Annotated in this window: 13 protein-coding genes and 1 pseudogene; 2 read left to right on the forward strand and 12 right to left on the reverse strand. The window is 63.4% G+C overall.

What is annotated here, in order from left to right:
• Positions 1-12 precede the first annotated feature (12 nt).
• The 5 genes from A4C63_RS06740 to hutC all read right to left on the reverse strand — a co-directional run bounded on the left by A4C63_RS06740 (position 13) and on the right by hutC (position 6,411).
• Entirely contained in the window at positions 13-1,416 is a 1,404-nt protein-coding gene (locus tag A4C63_RS06740; RefSeq protein ID WP_063912024.1) for an amino acid permease, read from the reverse strand.
• Positions 1,417-1,564: 148 nt separating this feature from the next.
• The gene (gene hutH, locus A4C63_RS06745; RefSeq protein WP_063912025.1) at positions 1,565-3,097 is read right to left on the reverse strand and encodes a histidine ammonia-lyase; all 1,533 of its coding nucleotides are present in this window, start codon (positions 3,095-3,097) and stop codon (positions 1,565-1,567) included.
• A gap of 107 nt (positions 3,098-3,204) precedes the next feature.
• A complete protein-coding gene (hutU, locus tag A4C63_RS06750; protein ID WP_015272106.1) occupies positions 3,205-4,878 on the reverse strand; it encodes a urocanate hydratase in 1,674 nt (557 codons plus the stop codon).
• A 253-nt stretch (positions 4,879-5,131) separates the two neighbouring features.
• Positions 5,132-5,704, reverse strand: a complete 573-nt coding sequence (locus A4C63_RS06755; RefSeq protein ID WP_063912026.1) for a HutD family protein — start codon at positions 5,702-5,704, stop codon at positions 5,132-5,134.
• Positions 5,701-6,411: a histidine utilization repressor gene (hutC, locus tag A4C63_RS06760; protein WP_172827497.1), complete on the reverse strand. Its 711-nt coding sequence runs from the start codon at positions 6,409-6,411 to the stop codon at positions 5,701-5,703. The genes A4C63_RS06755 and hutC overlap by 4 nt, the downstream gene beginning before the upstream one ends.
• A 145-nt stretch (positions 6,412-6,556) precedes the next feature.
• Here hutC and A4C63_RS06765 point away from each other — a divergent pair, with 145 nt between their 5' ends.
• On the forward strand, positions 6,557-7,921 hold the full coding sequence (locus A4C63_RS06765) for a formimidoylglutamate deiminase (RefSeq protein WP_063912028.1): 1,365 nt from the start codon (positions 6,557-6,559) through the stop codon (positions 7,919-7,921).
• A gap of 169 nt (positions 7,922-8,090) precedes the next feature.
• Here the strand turns inward: A4C63_RS06765 and A4C63_RS06770 are convergent, their stop codons facing one another.
• The 5 genes and pseudogenes from A4C63_RS06770 to A4C63_RS06790 all read right to left on the reverse strand — a co-directional run.
• A complete protein-coding gene (locus tag A4C63_RS06770; protein WP_063912029.1) occupies positions 8,091-8,663 on the reverse strand; it encodes a lipocalin family protein in 573 nt (190 codons plus the stop codon).
• Complete coding sequence (gene bamE / locus A4C63_RS06775) at positions 8,660-8,914, reverse strand: outer membrane protein assembly factor BamE (protein WP_063912030.1); 255 nt, start codon at positions 8,912-8,914, stop codon at positions 8,660-8,662. The genes A4C63_RS06770 and bamE overlap by 4 nt, the downstream gene beginning before the upstream one ends.
• A gap of 225 nt (positions 8,915-9,139) precedes the next feature.
• Positions 9,140-9,736 carry a DUF924 family protein gene (locus A4C63_RS06780; RefSeq protein ID WP_063912031.1) on the reverse strand — a complete coding sequence of 199 codons (597 nt, stop codon included), beginning with the start codon at positions 9,734-9,736 and terminating at the stop codon, positions 9,140-9,142.
• 3 nt (positions 9,737-9,739) lie between these two features.
• Positions 9,740-10,750: a class 1 fructose-bisphosphatase gene (locus A4C63_RS06785; RefSeq protein WP_016712457.1), complete on the reverse strand. Its 1,011-nt coding sequence runs from the start codon at positions 10,748-10,750 to the stop codon at positions 9,740-9,742.
• Between the two features lie 128 nt (positions 10,751-10,878).
• Positions 10,879-13,257 (reverse strand): annotated as a pseudogene (locus A4C63_RS06790) (glycogen/starch/alpha-glucan phosphorylase); the annotation flags it as partial.
• 185 nt (positions 13,258-13,442) lie between these two features.
• Between A4C63_RS06790 and A4C63_RS06795 the strand changes: the two are divergent.
• Positions 13,443-13,847 carry a YkgJ family cysteine cluster protein gene (locus A4C63_RS06795; protein WP_003259873.1) on the forward strand — a complete coding sequence of 135 codons (405 nt, stop codon included), beginning with the start codon at positions 13,443-13,445 and terminating at the stop codon, positions 13,845-13,847.
• 186 nt (positions 13,848-14,033) lie between these two features.
• On the opposite strand, the gene typA is transcribed toward A4C63_RS06795, so the two are convergent.
• Both typA and thiI read right to left on the reverse strand, forming a co-directional pair.
• The gene (typA, locus tag A4C63_RS06800) at positions 14,034-15,854 is read right to left on the reverse strand and encodes a translational GTPase TypA (protein ID WP_013974573.1); all 1,821 of its coding nucleotides are present in this window, start codon (positions 15,852-15,854) and stop codon (positions 14,034-14,036) included.
• Positions 15,855-15,981: 127 nt separating this feature from the next.
• Complete coding sequence (thiI, locus tag A4C63_RS06805; RefSeq protein ID WP_063912032.1) at positions 15,982-17,436, reverse strand: tRNA uracil 4-sulfurtransferase ThiI; 1,455 nt, start codon at positions 17,434-17,436, stop codon at positions 15,982-15,984.
• Positions 17,437-17,673: the final 237 nt, after the last annotated feature.

Genomic DNA, 17,673 nt, shown 5'->3' on the forward strand with positions numbered 1-17,673 from the left:
TTAACTCCTGTACTAGCGGTGCAGCTCGGCCGGTTCCGCTGCCAGCTTGCCCTGCCCTGCGCGCGGCTTGCACCACAGCAGGTAGGAGGCCACCAGAAACACCACCCAGACCACGCCGACGAGCAATGCCGCCTGGGTATCCGGGAAGTAACCGAGCACGCCAAAGATGAACACCATGAACGCAATGGCCATGGCCGGGCCGTAAGGCCAGAACGGTACCGGGAACTGCAGCTGGGCCACCTGTTCACGGCTCATGCTGCGGCGCATGGCCACCTGGGTGACCAGGATCATCAGCCACACCCACACGGTGGCGAAGGTGGCGATCGATGCGATCAGCAGGAACACGTTCTCCGGGATCAGGTAGTTGAGCAGCACGCCGATCAGCAGCGCAGCCCCCATCACCACCACGGTCATCCATGGCACGCCGTGCTTCGACAGCTTGCTGAAGCCGCGCGGGGCATGGCCTTGCTGAGCGAGGCCGTACATCATGCGACCGGCGCCGAAGATGTCGCTGTTGATGGCCGAGATCGCGGCGGAAATCACCACGACGTTCAGCACGGCGGCGGCGGAACCGATGCCCAGGTTGCTGAAGATCTGCACGAACGGGCTGCCCTGGCTGCCTATTTGCGGCCATGGGTACAGGCACATCAGCACGAACAGGGTGAGCACGTAGAACAGCAGGATGCGCAGCGGCACGGCGTTGATCGCCTTGGGGATGACCCGCTGCGGGTCCTTGGCCTCACCGGCGGTGACGCCGATGATCTCGATGCCGCCGAAGGCGAACATCACCACGGCAAAGGAGGCGATCAGTCCACCCACGCCATTGGGCATGAAGCCGCCATGGTCGAACAGGTTGCTGACACCCACGGCATGCCCGGTACCTACCTGGCTGAAGCCGAAGGCCATGATGCCGAGGCCGGCCAGGATCATCGCCACGATGGCGCCGACCTTGAGCAGCGACAGCCAGAATTCCATTTCGCCAAAGACCTTGACGTTGCACAGGTTGAGGCCGCCGATCAGGAATACGATGCCCAGCACCCAGATCCAGCGGGCCACTTCCGGGAACCAGAAGCCCATGTAGATACCGAAGGCGGTGACGTCGGCGATGGCGACGATGACCATCTCGAAGGCGTAGGTCCAGCCGAGGATGAAGCCGGCCATGGGGCCGAGGTAGGTGCTGGCGTAGTGGCCGAACGAGCCGGCAACCGGGTTGTGCACAGCCATTTCACCGAGGGCGCGCATGACCATGAACACGGCGGCGCCGCCGATCAGGTAGGCCAGCAGCACGGCCGGGCCGGCCATCTGGATGGCCGAGGCGGAGCCGTAGAACAGGCCGGTGCCGATGGCGGAACCGAGGGCCATGAAACGGATGTGGCGGGCACTCAGCCCGCGCTTGAGACCTTGAGCTTGTTGCATGTCACGTCCTTAAATTGTTTTTGTGGTCGTGAGATCGAGGGGGCCGCCATGCTGCCCAATCGCGAGCAAGCTCGCTCCTACAAGGGAACGCGTTGCCTTTGTAGGAGCGAGCTTGCTCGCGATGGGCCGCAACGCGGCCCTAGGGGCATTACAGGCTTGGCAGCACACCCGCCGGCAGCAGGCCGGTCAGGCTACCCTTGGCCAACAGTTCCACGGCCTTTTCGATGTCGGGCGCGAAGAAACGGTCACGGTCGTAGTGCGGCACTTCGCTGCGCAGCGCCTGGCGCGCCTGCTCCAGCTTGGCCGAAGTCTTCAGGCCCTTGCGCAGGTCCAGGCCCTGGCAGGCGCCCAGCCATTCGATGGCCAGCACGCCACGGGTGTTTTCGGCCATTTCCCACAGGCGCTTGCCCGCAGCCGGGGCCATCGACACGTGGTCTTCCTGGTTGGCCGAAGTTGGCAGGCTGTCGACGCTGTGCGGGTGCGACAGGGCCTTGTTCTCGCTGGCCAGGGCAGCAGCGGTGACCTGGGCAATCATGAAGCCGGAGTTGACCCCGCCGTTTTCCACCAGGAACGGCGGCAGCTGGGACATGTGCTTGTCCATCATCAGCGAGATACGGCGCTCGCTGAGCGAACCGATTTCGGCGATGGCCAGGGCGATATTGTCGGCGGCCATGGCCACCGGCTCGGCGTGGAAGTTGCCGCCGGAAATCACGTCACCTTCGGCAGCGAACACCAGCGGGTTGTCCGATACGGCGTTGGCTTCGATGCCCAGTACCTCGGCGGCCTGGCGCAGCTGGGTCAGGCAGGCGCCCATGACCTGAGGCTGGCAACGCAGCGAGTACGGGTCCTGGACCTTGTCGCAGTTCTTGTGCGACAGCGACACTTCGCTGGAATCGCCCAGCAGGTCACGGAAGCAGGCAGCAGTGTCGATCTGGCCACGCTGACCACGCACTTCGTGAATGCGCGCATCGAACGGCGAGCGCGAGCCCAGTGCGGCTTCGACGCTCAGGCCGCCGCAGGCGATGGCGGCGGCGTACAGGTCTTCGCCCTGGAACAGGCCACGCAGGGCATAGGCGGTGGAAGCCTGGGTGCCGTTGAGCAGGGCCAGGCCCTCCTTGGCGGCCAGGGTCAGCGGCTCGAGGCCGGCCACAGCCAGGGCTTCGGTGGCTGGCAGCCACTGGCCCTTGTAGCGAGCCTTGCCTTCACCCAGCAGCACCAGCGACATGTGCGCCAGCGGGGCGAGGTCACCGGAAGCGCCCACAGAACCCTTCAGCGGGATGTGCGGGTACACTTCGGCGTTGACCAGGGCGATCAGCGCGTCGATGACTTTGCGGCGGATGCCGGAGAAGCCACGGCTGAGGCTGTTGATCTTCAGCACCATGATCAGCCGCACCAGGTCGTCATCCAGCGGCGCGCCGACACCGGCGGCGTGGGACAGCACCAGCGAGCGCTGCAGGTTTTCCAGGTCGTGGCTGGCGATGCGGGTCGAGGCCAGCAGGCCGAAACCGGTGTTGATGCCGTAGGCGGTGCGGTCTTCGGCAATGATCTGCTCGACGCAGGCGACGCTGGCGTCGATGGCCGGCGCGGCGCTGGCGTCCAGTTGCAGGCGCACGGGCGCGGCATGGATGGCGCGCAGCTGGGCCAGGGTCAGGGTGCCGGGCTTGAGGGTCAATTCGGTCACTTCACTACTCCAATCGCGTGGAGCCGCAGGCCCGTTTGTGAGTGCCTGCGTGCTCCTTCTTGTTGTTCAGTATCACCCCTTGTGGGGTGCGATCCAAAGCGTGGCGATCAGCCAGTGATCATCGGCAGGTCCAGGCCCTGCTCCTTGGCACAGTCGATGGCGATGTCGTAACCGGCATCGGCATGACGCATTACACCGGTCCCTGGGTCGTTGGTCAGCACGCGAGCGATACGCTCGGCGGCTTCATCGGTACCGTCGCAGACGATGACCATGCCCGAGTGCTGGGAGAAGCCCATGCCCACACCACCACCGTGGTGCAGCGATACCCAGGTAGCACCGCCGGCGGTGTTCAGCAGGGCGTTGAGCAGCGGCCAGTCGGAGACGGCGTCGGAGCCATCGCGCATGGCTTCGGTTTCACGGTTGGGGCTGGACACCGAACCGGAGTCCAGGTGGTCACGGCCGATCACGATCGGTGCCGACAGCTCGCCGCTGCGTACCATTTCGTTGAACGCCAGGCCCAGCTTGGCGCGCAGGCCCAGGCCAACCCAGCAGATACGTGCCGGCAGGCCCTGGAAGCTGATGCGCTCGCGGGCCATGTCCAGCCAGCGGTGCAGGTGGGCGTCGTCGGGGATCAGTTCCTTGACCTTGGCGTCGGTCTTGTAGATGTCTTCGGCATCACCGGACAGCGCCGCCCAGCGGAACGGGCCGATGCCACGGCAGAACAGCGGGCGGATGTAGGCCGGCACGAAACCTGGGAAGTCGAAGGCATTGGCCACGCCTTCTTCCTTGGCCATCTGGCGGATGTTGTTGCCGTAGTCGAAGGTCGGGACGCCCTGCTTCTGGAAATCGAGCATGGCTTGAACGTGCACGGCCATCGACTGCTTGGCGGCCTTGACCACTGCAGCCGGTTCGGTCTGCGCGCGGTCGCGGTACTGTTCCCAGGTCCAGCCGGCAGGCAGGTAGCCGTTCAGTGGGTCGTGGGCGCTGGTCTGGTCGGTGACCATGTCCGGGCGCACGCCACGCTTGACCAGCTCCGGCAGGATTTCGGCAGCGTTGCCGTGCAGGGCGATGGAAATGGCCTTGCCTTCGGCGGTGTACTTGGCGATGCGTGCCAGGGCGTCGTCGAGGTCAGTGGCCTGCTCGTCGACGTAGCGGGTTTCCAGGCGGAAGTCGATGCGGCTCTGCTGGCATTCGATGTTCAGCGAGCAGGCACCGGCCAGGGTGGCGGCCAGTGGCTGGGCGCCGCCCATGCCGCCCAGGCCGGCGGTCAGTACCCACTTGCCTTTCAGGCTGCCGCCGTAATGCTGGCGACCGGCTTCGACGAAGGTTTCGTAGGTGCCCTGGACGATGCCCTGGCTACCGATGTAGATCCAGCTGCCGGCGGTCATTTGGCCGTACATGGCCAGGCCCTTGGCGTCCAGTTCGTTGAAGTGTTCCCAGTTGGCCCAGTGCGGCACCAGGTTGGAGTTGGCGATCAGCACCCGCGGGGCGTTGCTGTGAGTCTTGAACACGCCGACCGGCTTGCCCGACTGCACCAGCAGGGTTTCGTCGTCTTCCAGGCGGGTCAGGGTCTCGACGATCTTGTCGTAGCAGGCCCAGTTGCGCGCGGCACGGCCGATACCGCCGTACACCACCAGTTCTTTCGGGTTTTCCGCGACCTGTGGATCGAGGTTGTTCATCAGCATGCGCAGTGGCGCTTCGGTCAGCCAGCTTTTGGCAGTCAGCTTGTTGCCACGTGGGGCACGGATTTCAACGTCACGGTATTTGTTGTTGTCGGTCACGGGAAAGGTCCTCTACGGTCGTCCGCGGGCGGGTATGTCGTGGTAGATATACAAACACATCTTTACTTGTATGTACAAGCATGGACAACCAAAATAATCGGACCTTTCCGCTGAGCGGCAAAAAAGCCGGGGCCGCTGCGCGGCCCTTCGCGGGCTTGCCCGCTCCCACAGAGCGCTTCGCAGCCTTCAAGGCTTGCGCTGTACTGTGGGAGCGGGCAAGCCCGCGAAGGGCTGCGCAGCAGCCCCGGCTATCTCAACTTGGAATGAGTTCGATCAGGCAGCAGCGCCCCTGCACATCAAGCCCCAGCAACTGGTCATTGCCCTCCAGCCGCAAGCAGTCATACAACCCCAACCGCTGCGTCTCACGCCCGGCGATGCCAACCTCGACCTGGCTGCTGGCAGCGAACAACAACACCGTCGACGCCGAGCTGTACAAGCGGCTGGTGCCATCGAACCACTGCAACCGCGCACGGTAGCGCTGCGGTGCATAGATCAGGTTGAAATCGCGGATCGCCCCGCCCAGCAGCTTGCAACTGACCTGGCTCTCGCCGCTGAAGGCAAAGGCATCGAACGGCAGCAACGGCCGACTGGCCTGGCCGTCGACCAGCAGGCGCATGCCGTCGCCCTGCAGCACGGTGATGATCCGCTGGTAGCCGGCGAAGGTGGAAAAGCCGCCGGACTCCTCGATATCGGCAATCGACAGGCGCCAGCCAAAGCCGTCCAGGCCCTCGCCACTGTCGCGGGTAATCTCTTCGGTGAAACCGCCACCGTTCTTCCACGGCATGCGCGGGTAGTCCTGCGCACGCAATAACTGCAGCTGACTCATTTACTGAAACGTCCTTCCAGGCGATGACGGGAACCGGGGTGGATCAGCCGCGCGGCGGTCACCGGCTGGCGGCCGGACCAGGTGCGACGACGGATAAGCAGGCAGGGCTCGCCCCGCTCGATCTGCAACAGGCGGCATTCTTCCGGCTCGGCCAGGATCGCCTCGACCACGTGTTCACCCTCCGTCAGCGGCGCCACCTGCGACAGGTAGGCGTAAGGCGTCTGCCGGGTGAAGTCCTGCTTGAGGTACTCGGGGGCAATCGCCGCATTGACGTAGCGGTCCTCGATCTGCACCGGCACGCCATTCTCGAAATGCACGATCAGCGAGTGGAACACCCGCTGGCCTTCACGCATGTCCAGGGCCAGGGCCCGCTCGGAACCGGCCGTTTCCTCGGTGAGGGTGATCACCTGGCAGCTATGCTGGTGGCCACGCGCGGCAATTTCATCGGCGATGTTGTTGACCTCGAACAGCGCCGAACGGCCCTTGGGCTCGGCCACGAAGGTACCGACCCCTTGCATGCGCACCAGCAGGCCTTCGGCGGTGAGTTCGCGCAGGGCGCGGTTGATGGTCATGCGGCTGAAGCCCAGCTCGCTGACCAGTTCGCTCTCCGAGGGTACCCGGTGATGCGGTGGCCAGCTGCCGTTGTCGATCTGCTGGATGATCATCTGTTTGACCCGGGCGTACAGCGGCGCCGGGCCCTCGCCCATCTGGGCAACCAGCGCGGAGACAGGAGGTGTCGGCACGGCGTTGGATCCTTGTGCAAATGGAATGAGCGGTAGCTTGCCGCAGTTTACCCGGCAGGCAAACGCCTGTATATGTATATACAAGTTAACAATAACAGGATTTTCACCGATGTCCGCCTACTTTGCCGAACGCGCCCTGCTGCCCACGGGCTGGGCCAGCCATGTCCGTATCGAGGTCACCCGCGATGGCCACGTGGCCCGCATCGAGCCGGGCGCCTCGGCCGAAGGCGCCGAGCGGCTGGCCGGCCCGCTGCTGCCCGGTATGCCCAACCTGCACTCGCATGCCTTCCAGCGCGCCATGGCAGGGCTGGCGGAAGTCGCCGGCAACCCCAATGACAGTTTCTGGACCTGGCGCGACCTGATGTACCGCCTGGTCGGCCAGATCAGCCCGGAGCAGCTGCAGGTCATCGCCCGCCAGCTGTACATCGAGATGCTCAAGGCCGGCTACACCTCGGTCGCCGAATTCCACTACGTGCACCACGACCAGGCCGGCAAGGCCTATGCCGACCCGGCCGAACTGTCCCGCCGCATCAGCGTGGCCGCAGCCGACAGCGGCATTGGCCTGACCTTGCTGCCGGTGCTGTACAGCCATGCAGGCTTCGGCGGCCAGGCCCCGAATGACGGGCAACGGCGCTTCCTCAACTCCACCGAACAGTACCTGCAACTGCAAGCGCAACTGGCCCCGCTGCTGGCCGCGCAACCCGCACAGCAACTGGGCTTGTGCTTCCATTCGCTGCGGGCGGTGACGCCCGGGCAGATCGCCGAGGTGCTGGCAGCCAGCGACAAGCAATGCCCGGTGCATATCCATATCGCCGAGCAGCAGAAGGAAGTCGACGACTGCCTGGCCTGGAGCGGCCTGCGCCCGTTGCAGTGGCTGTACGAGCATGTGGACGTGGACCCACGCTGGTGCCTGGTGCATGCCACCCATGCCGAGCCGGATGAAGTTACTGCAATGGCCCGCAGCGGCGCGGTAGCCGGGCTGTGCCTGACCACCGAGGCCAACCTGGGCGACGGGATTTTCCCGGCAGTGGACTACCTGGCACAGGGTGGGCGCATGGGCATTGGTTCGGACAGCCATGTGTCGCTGAGCGTGGTGGAGGAGCTGCGCTGGCTGGAATATGGCCAGCGGCTGCGCGACCAGCGGCGTAACCGCCTGTATCGCGGCGACCAGCCGATGGTCGGGCGCACGCTGTATGACGCTGCGCTGGCGGGCGGTGCACAGGCGCTGGGGCAGGCGGTCGGGGAGCTGGCCGTAGGCAAGCGCGCGGACTGGCTGGTGCTCGACGGGCAGGACCCTTACATCGCCATGGCGGACGGAGATGCCATTCTCAACCGCTGGCTGTTTGCCGGGGGCGATCGCCAGGTGCGGGATGTGATGGTGAATGGGCAGTGGGTGGTGCGCCAGGGGCGGCATGCGCAGGAAGAGGAAAGCCGGTTGGCGTTTGCCGAGGTACTGCGGCAGCTTTTGGGCTGATCTACCGGCAGTTCTCTCGCATTCGCGGGTGAACCCGCTCCCACAAGTGAGGCGCTGAACTCAGATGCGGTGCAGTACCTGTGGGAGCGGGTTTACCCGCGAACACCGGCGAAGCCGGTGCCATACATCGCGGTTGCGGGTAGGCCCACACCCACAACCACTCTGAACCTCAGTGCATCTTGACGATCTGCTGGTCCGACGCGCGCCAGATCAGGCGGCTGGTGTCATACCCCTGTTGCCGTGCCCTGGACATCAGGTTCTCGCGCTCCCAGGCCGGTAGCGTCGGCGTACGCGACAGGATCCACAAGTGCTTGCGGTCCGGGCTGCCGACCACCGCCGTGCGGTAGCGATCATCCACGTACAGGATCCAGTACTCGCCCCTGGCCACACCTGGCACCAGCTTGGTGAACCAGTTGTCGAACTCGACCCACAGCTTGTCGGTGTGCCCCGGCTCCTGGATGCTCGCATGCCCTTCGGCACGCAGCCATTCGTCACCCATGGTGCGGCAGCGGTTGAGCACGCCGAGGCTACCATCCAGCTTGAGGTTGTAATGCGCCTCGGACTGTTCGCAGCCGGCCTGGTAGCGCATGGGCAGGCGCGCCAGCTCGTACCATTTGCCCTGGTAGCGTTTGAGGTCGATGTGGCCAGCGGTTTTTGGCGCCAGCGGGTCGTGCACGGAGCCTGCACAACCGCCCAGCAGCAATGCCAGGCATACCCCCATCAGCAGGTACAGGCGCCTCATTTGAGACCCTGCCCTGAATACATCAGCACCTTGTCAGCCGCGTACTGCACGCTGATGAAGCTCTTCTCGTCCCCCCAGGTGCAGCTGCTCATGCCCAGCGCGCCAGAGCACTCGGCCGGCGTGCCGAGCAACTGCTCGACCTCGGCCTTGTTCATACCGGCCTTGATCTTGGAATAGTTTTCCTGGTTGATCTTGCTGCAGGCAGTCAGGACGACGCACAGCGACAACAGGGCGAGGGAACGCAACGACATGAAGGACACTCCTGAAGAGGGGATACAGGCGAGTGGCCTGTAGTGACCTTCGACGGAAAAAAACCTCCCAGGTTCCCTGCCCCACCCCCTTTGCCCCTACACCATTGGTCGGATGGCCATTACTGTGCGATTAATCACAAAGAAGCATCTCGCCCAAACAAAAAGGCCGCCCCCATGCAGGAGCGGCCTTGCGTCGCGACGACCTGCGCAGCAGGCCCCCAAGCCTCAGAACCTGGACCCGGGCTCCAGCAAAAAGTCCATCTCTTCGCTGGTGCTCGGCCGCTCCAGCACCAGGTTGCGGTGCGGAAAGCGCCCAAACCGGGCAATCACCCGTTGGTGCTGCTCGGCATAGTCGAGGAAGCCTTCGAACAGCCGGCGGTTGGCTTCGGGCTGCTCGTCCAGCAGCAGCTGGTAGCGCTCGACACACAGGTTCTGCCAGTCCAGCACCTCGGCATGCTCCAGCACCAGCAGCACGAACACCCGCTGGATCGGCAGCAACTGGTAGTCCCAGTTCTTCTGCAAACCCTGCATCGCCACCACCTGGGCACGCCGGTCGCCCTCGAAGGCGCGCGGCGTGTCGCGGTAGATCATGCGTGGCAGCTGGTCCAGCAGGATCAGCAGGCCCAGCCAGCCCTGCGGGCTTTGCTGCCACTCGTCGAGCCCACCCGCCAGGGCGTGCTCGACCAGCTCGCCAAACAGCGCATGGGCCTCGGCATCGTGATGCTTGCCGAACCACAGCGTGCTCTTCTCGTCAGCCACGGCCTGGGGACTGGTGCCCCAACCGAACCACCACTCCAGCAACGGCTGCCAAGGTGCGAGCATGACTTACTCCTTGTGGTAGGCGGTGACGCGCTCGACCTCTTCCTTCGAGCCGAGGATTACCGACACGCGCTGGTGCAGGCTTTCTGGCTTGATGTCGAGGATGCGATCGTAACCGTTGGTAGAGGCGCCGCCGGCCTGTTCGATGATGAACGACATCGGGTTGGCTTCGTACATCAGGCGCAGCTTGCCCGGCTTGCTTGGCTCGCGGGCGTCACGTGGGTACATGAACAGGCCGCCACGGGTCAGGATGCGGTGCACATCGGCCACCATCGAGGCGATCCAGCGCATGTTGTAGTTCTTCTTCAGCGGGCCGGTCTCGCCTGCCAGCAGTTCGCCCACGTAGCGCTGAACCGGGGCTTCCCAGTGGCGCTGGTTGGACATGTTGATGGCGAACTCGGCGGTGCTTTCCGGCACGCGGATGTTTTCGTGGGTGAGGACGAAGCTGCCCAGCTCGCGGTCCAGGGTGAAGCCCTTGACGCCATTGCCCAGGGTCAGGATCAGCATGGTCTGCGGGCCATAGATGGCGTAACCGGCGGCGACCTGCTGGGTGCCTGGCTGCAGGAAGGCATTTTCGTTCAGGGTTTCGTTCTGGCTCAGGTACTCGTTAGGGCAACGCAGTACCGAGAAGATGGTGCCGACCGAAACGTTGACGTCGATGTTGGACGAGCCGTCCAGCGGGTCGAATACCAGCAGGTAGGCGCCTTTCGGGTACTTGCCCGGGATCTGGTAGGCGTTATCCATTTCTTCGGAAGCCATGCCGGCCAGGTGGCCGCCCCATTCGTTGGCTTCCAGCAGGATATCGTTGGAAATCACGTCCAGTTTCTTCTGGACTTCGCCCTGCACGTTTTCAGTGCCCATGCTGCCCAGCACACCGCCGAGGGCGCCTTTGGACACGTGATGGCTGATTTCCTTGCACGCACGCGCCACCACTTCGATCAGGAAGCGCAGATCGGCAGGGGTATTGTTGCTGCGGGTCTGCTCAATCAGATAGCGACTCAGGGTAACGCGGGACATGTATGGCTCCGAAAGGATTGGGGGATAAAAAACCCACGCAGTTTACAGGGAGAGTTGCAGGCTAGCGAGTGATGAGACTCGCCACGGCTCTCAGACGGCACAATAGGTCGGTAGTTCAGCGTGCGCCAGGCGGTGTTCAGTACCGCCATGCGCCACCACTCCTGCGGCGTGTGCCACAGTTCCTCGACCCGCCGCTGGGCATCCCAGTAAGCGTCGAAATCGGCACACACCAGGAAGCGGTCATGGCCGACCAGCCCATCGATCAACGCGCTGTAGCGCGACGGGTCGTCCGACGAGAACACCCCGCTGCGGATGGCCTGCAGCACGTCGTTCAAACGGCTGGACGCGGCAATCGCGGCACTGGCGCCGAAGTCCCCGGCACGCCGCCGGGCTTCCACCTGCTGCGCGGTAAGGCCGAAGATGAACATGTTGTCGGCGCCCACCTGCTCGCACATCTCCACGTTGGCGCCATCCAGGGTGCCGATGGTCAGCGCGCCGTTCAGGCCGAACTTCATGTTGCTGGTACCGGAGGCTTCGTAACCGGCGGTGGAAATCTGCTCGGAAAGGTCCGCCGCCGGGATGATGCTTTCGGCCAGACTGACGTTGTAGTTGGGCAGGAACACCACCTTCAACAGGCCGCGCACGGTCGGGTCGTTGTTCACCACCCGGGCGATGTCGTTGGCCAGCTTGATGATCAGCTTGGCCTGGTGGTAACTGGCCGCGGCCTTGCCGGCAAAAATCTTCACCCGCGGCACCCAGTCGGTACCGGGGTCGTTACGCATGGCCTGGTACAGCGCCACGGTATGCAGCAGGTTAAGTAACTGGCGCTTGTACTCGTGGATGCGCTTGACCTGCACATCGAACAACGCCTCGGGGTTCACCGTGACGCCCAGGCGGTCCTGGATGATGCTGGCCAGGGCACGCTTGCTGTGCAGGCGCTGGGCAGCGAACTGCTTGCGGAAGCCGCTCTTGTCGGCGAACGGCACCAGGCCGGCCAGGCGCCCTTCGGGGTCGTCCAGCAGCTCCGGACCCAGCGCCTCGACCAGCATCGCGGTCAGCTGCGGGTTGGACTGGTACAGCCAGCGGCGGAAGGTAATGCCGTTGGTCTTGTTGTTGATCCGTTGCGGGTAGAGCTTGTGCAGCTCGGCGAATACCGTGCTTTTCATCAGTTTGCTGTGCAGCGCCGACACACCGTTGACGCTGTGCGAGCCGAGGAACGCCAGGTTGCCCATGCGCACCCGGCGGCCGTTGTCCTCCTCGATCAGCGATACCGCCCGCAGCACGTCGAAGTCGTGCAGGCCTTTCGCCCGCAGCGCGTCGATGTGGTAGGCGTTGATCAGGTAGATGATCTGCATGTGCCGCGGCAGCATGCGTTCCATCAACGCCACCGGCCAGGTTTCCAGGGCTTCGGGCAGCAAGGTGTGGTTGGTGTAGGCCAAAGTGCCGACGGTCAGCTCCCAGGCGGTATCCCAGGGGATTTCATGCTGGTCGACCAGCAGGCGCATCAGCTCGGCCACGGCGATCGAAGGGTGGGTGTCGTTGAGCTGGATGGCCGCCGCGTCCGGCAGGTTGAGCAGGTTGTCGTGCATGTTCAGGTGGCGGCGCAGCAGGTCCTGCAGCGAGGCCGAGACGAAGAAGTATTCCTGGCGCAAGCGCAGCTCCTGGCCAGCCTCGGTGCTGTCGGCCGGGTACAGCACCCGCGAAATGCTTTCGGCCCGCGCCACCTCGGCCACCGCGCCCAGGTGGTCGCCGGCGTTGAAGCGCTCCAGGTGCAGCTCCTCCAGCGCCCGCGCACGCCACAGGCGCAAGGTGTTGACGCTGGCCCCGCGCCAACCGACCACCGGGGTGTCATAGGCCACCGCCCGCACGGTCTCGCCCGGCCACCACACCTGGCGCTGATGGCCATGGGTGTCGTGCACCGTTTCGACGCTGCCACCAAAGCTGATCGGGTAGATCACCTCGGCGCGCTCGAACTCCCAGGGGTTGCCAAAGTCCAGCCAGTTCTCGGTCTGCTCCTGCTGCCAGCCATCGACCATGGCCTGGCGGAACAGCCCGTGTTCGTAGCGGATGCCATAGCCGTGGGCGGCGATGCCCAGGGTCGACATGCTCTCCATGAAGCACGCCGCCAGGCGGCCCAGGCCACCATTGCCCAGCGCAGCATCGGGCTCGAGCAGGCGGATGCGCTCCAGGTCCACGTCCAGCCCTTCCAGTGCTTCGCGGGCAATGTCGAGCAGGCCCAGGTTGCTCAGGCTGTCGTACAGCAGGCGACCGATTAGGAATTCGAGCGAAAGGTAATAGACCCGCTTCTGGCTTCGGCGATAAGCCTGGCGGGTGTGGTCCATCCAGTGATCGACCATGTGATCGCGCGCGGCCAGGGCAATGGCTTCGAACCAGTCGTGGTCGAAGGCGTGCTCCGGGTCCTTGCCGACCGCGTAGGTCAGCTTCTTCAATACAGCGGCGCGAAATTCGGCCACCTCGGCGTCACGTGCTTTGGGTTCCTGGGACATGCGGCATCCTCTGGCAAGTTGACGAAAGCGGAGGGAGACTGTTGAGCCTAGCCCCTTCGACAGGGAGTGACAGTTACCGTTCGCAGTTTTCATGCCCACTCTGCGATTCCGGCAAAAGGTTGTTCATAAATTGAACAATTCCGGTATGATCGCGCGCCCCAAGACCGTGATACACCCCTATAACGATGAAAACGACCCTGATCGCCGCGGCCGAAGTCGACCGCCTGGAGACCTGGCAGCGCTACACCAGCAACATGTGCCATGGCTGCCATTCGACCTGCTGCACCCTGCCGGTGGAGGTGAAGATCAAGGATCTGATCCGTATCGGCGTGGTCGACGAGTTCGAGAAAGACGAACCGCCGAAGAACATCGCCAAGCGCCTGCAGAAGGACGGCATCATCGAACGCTTCAACCAGAAGTCGGGGATCTTCACCCTGACCCGGATGAGCAATGATGACTGCCTGTACCTGGATCGTAAAAGCCGGCTGTGCACCATTTATGACAAGCGGCCGGACACCTGCCGCAACCACCCCAAGGTCGGGCCGCGGCCGGGGTATTGTGCGTACAAGCCCAAGGTGGTCGGGCGCTGATCGCCAGCCTTCAAGGGCCTCTTCGCGGGCTTGCCCGCTCCCACAGGATCTCCGCAACATTCAACCTGTGCAGTACCTGTGGGCGCGGGCAAGCCCGCGAAAGGGCCGACACAAATCCTGCAGGCAAACAAAAACGCCCCCGGCCTTTCGACCGGGGGCGTTTTCGTTTCAGCTCAAGCTAGACGATCAAGCCTTGGCTTTCTTGGCAGCGCGGGTACGCTCGCCTTCGTCCAGGATCTTCTTGCGCAGGCGGATCGACTTCGGAGTCACTTCGCACAGCTCGTCGTCCTGGATGAATTCCAGAGCCTGTTCCAGGGTGTGGCGAACCGGCGGTACCAGGGCGATGACTTCGTCTTTGCCCGAAGCACGCATGTTGTCGAGCTTCTTGCCTTTGGTCGGGTTCACGCCCAGGTCGTTGTCACGGCTGTTCAGACCGATGATCTGACCGTTGTAGATGTCCTGGCCGTGCTCGATGAACAGCTTGCCGCGAGCCTGCAGGGTTTCCAGCGAGTAGGTCAGCGCCTTGCCGGTCTCGATCGAAACCAGAACACCGTTCAGGCGGCCGGACATCTGGCCAGCTTTCATGGTGTCGTAGCGATCGAAGATCGAGGTCAGGATGCCGGCACCGTTGGTCAGGGTCAGGAACTGGTTACGGAAACCGATCAGACCGCGAGCAGGTACGTTGTACTCCAGACGTACACGGCCCTTGCCATCCGGCGCCATGTTGGTCAGGTCGCCTTTACGCAGGCCCATTTCTTCCATGACCTTGCCCTGGGATTCTTCAGGGATGTCGATGGTGACGTTCTCGAACGGCTCCTGTTTCACGCCGTTGACTTCGCGGATGATCACTTCAGGACGGCCTACAGCCATCTCGAAGCCTTCACGACGCATGGTTTCGATCAGAACCGACAGGTGCAGCTCACCACGGCCGGAAACCTTGAACTTGTCAGCCGAGTCGCCTTCTTCAACGCGCAGTGCAACGTTGTACAGCAGCTCTTTGTCCAGACGTTCCTTGATGTTGCGGCTGGTGACGAACTTGCCTTCCTTGCCGCAGAACGGCGAGTCGTTGACCTGGAAGGTCATCGAAACGGTCGGCTCGTCAACGGTCAGCGGCTTCATCGCTTCGACGTGGTTCATGTCGCACAGGGTGTCGGAGATGAACAGCTCGTCGAAACCGCTGATGCAGACGATGTCGCCAGCCTGGGCTTCTTCAACGTCGACGCGGTGCAGGCCGTGGTGGCCCATCAGCTTGAGGATACGGCCGTTACGCTTCTTGCCTTCGGTGTCGATGGCAACAACCGGGGTGTTCGGCTTGATGCGACCACGGGCGATACGGCCAACGCCGATAACACCGAGGAAGCTGTTGTAGTCCAGCGCGGAGATTTGCATCTGGAACGGGCCATCGACGTCAACGTTCGGCGCCGGTACGTTGTCGACGATCGACTGGTACAGCGGGGTCATGTCTTCGGCCATGTCGGTGTGGTCCAGACCGGCGATGCCGTTCAGGGCCGAGGCGTAGACCACCTGGAAGTCCAGCTGGTCGTCGGTGGCACCGAGGTTGTCGAACAGGTCGAAGATCTGGTCCAGAACCCAGTCAGGACGCGCGCCCGGGCGGTCAACCTTGTTGATCACGACGATCGGCTTCAGGCCGGCTTCGAACGCCTTCTTGGTCACGAAGCGGGTTTGCGGCATCGGGCCGTCCTGGGCATCGACCAGCAGCAGCACGGAGTCGACCATCGACATTACACGCTCAACCTCGCCACCGAAGTCGGCGTGGCCGGGGGTGTCGACGATGTTGATGTGGTAGCCGTTCCAGTTGATGGCGGTGTTTTTCGCCAGAATGGTAATGCCGCGCTCTTTTTCCTGGTCGTTGGAGTCCATCACGCGCTCGTCGTTGAGCTCGTTACGCTCCAGGGTGCCGGACTGGCGCAGGAGTTTGTCGACCAGGGTGGTTTTACCATGGTCAACGTGGGCGATGATGGCGATGTTACGCAGATTTTCGATCACAACTGTATCTCGATCAGAGGATTCGGTTGCCGCCAGTGTAGGCGGCGAATATGTACGGTTTGAGGCTCAGCGGGCCCGATGGTCGGGAGGGCGATGGCGGATGCTGCCGCCATACAGCCCTGGCGTCTTATGTCGGACGATAAACACGCACATTGGCATGTCCCTCACTGAGCAGGTGGTGTGCGTGCAGACGGCTCATCACACCTTTGTCGCAATACAGCAAGTACTGGCGCGTAGGGTCCAGGTGCTTGAACTTGCTGTTGATCGCGTAGAACGGCATGGCCTGGACTTCGATACCCTCCAGCGCCAGAGGTTCGTCTTCCTGGGCATCGGGGTGACGAATGTCGATGACGATCTGGCCCGGCAGCGCCTCGGCCACTTCCTCGACTTCGATGTCCTTGCCCAGCTCGTCGATCACATGGTCGATGGAGATGAACTTGGCACGCTCCAGGGCGCGCTCCAGCACGGCCATGTCGAACTGCTTTTCTTCGTGCTCCATGCGATGACGCTTGGCATGGGTAGTCGGGTTCACCGAGATCACGCCGCAGTACTCCGGCATGTGCTTGGCAAAATCGGCAGTGCCGATTGCGGTGGCCTGGTCGATGATGTCCTGCTTGTGGCTGGCCAGCAACGGGCGCAGCACCAGCTTGTCGGTGGCCGAGTCGATGATCGACAGGTTCGGCAGGGTCTGGCTGGACACCTGGGAAATCGCCTCGCCGGTGACCAGCGCGTCGATCTCCAGGCGGTCGGCCATGTGCGCGGCACCGCGCAGCATCATGCGCTTGAGGGTCACGCCCATGTAGCTGTTGTCGACCTTGTTGAGGATCTCGCCGACCACTTCCTCGAATGGCACGCTGATGAACAGCACGCGCTGGCTGCTGCCGAACTTCTTCCACAGGTAGTGGGCCACTTCCATCACGCCCAGCTCGTGGGCACGGCCGCCGAGGTTGAAGAAGCAGAAGTGGGTCATCAGGCCACGGCGCATCATCTGGTAGGCCGCCACGGTGGAGTCGAAGCCACCGGACATCAGCACCAGGGTCTGCTCCAGGGCGCCCAGCGGATAACCGCCGATGCCCTGGTGCTGGTTGTGGATCACGTACAGGCGCTGGTCGCGGATTTCGATGCGCACCAGCACTTGCGGGTTCTTCAGCTCGATGCCGGCGGCGCCGCACTGCTGGCGCAGCTGGCTGCCGACATAACGGTCGACGTCCATCGAGGTGAAGTCGTGGTGGCCGCCACGCTTGCAGCGCACGGCGAAGTGCTTGCCGGCCAGCAGGTGGCCGAAGTGGTGCTTGCACTTGGCGACGATGTCGTCGAAGTCACCCAGCGGGTATTCCTCTACCTGCAGGAAGTGGGTGATACCCGGGGTGCAGGTGAGGCGCTCGATCATCTCGCGCTGGACTTTCTCGTCTTCGACGCGGGTGACCACTTCGAGATTATCCCAGACACCATCGACCACGAGCTCAGGGTCGAGGTCCTTGAGCACGTTGCGGATGTTCTTGCCGAGCTGGCGGATGAAGCGCTTGCGCACCGGCCGGCTCTTGATGGTGATTTCTGGGAAGACTTTGACGATAAGTTTCATTGGTTAACAGCGCGCGCAGGGCCTGCCGAAAATGAGGGGCGCGAATTATAGCGGAAATTGCTCAGGATTTGACCAACTTTTGATCAGAAGCTTTCAGATAAATGCAGGAGCCGGTTTTTCCCTTGCCTGCTCCGGCCCTTTCGCGGGCACGCCCGCTCCCACAGGGACTGCACAGATTTCGAAGGCAGTGCAATTCCTGTGGGAGCGGGCGTGCCCGCGAAGAGGCCCTTGAACAAT

The sequence above is a fragment of the Pseudomonas sp. p21 genome (assembly GCF_001642705.1).
GTDB lineage: Bacteria > Pseudomonadota > Gammaproteobacteria > Pseudomonadales > Pseudomonadaceae > Aquipseudomonas.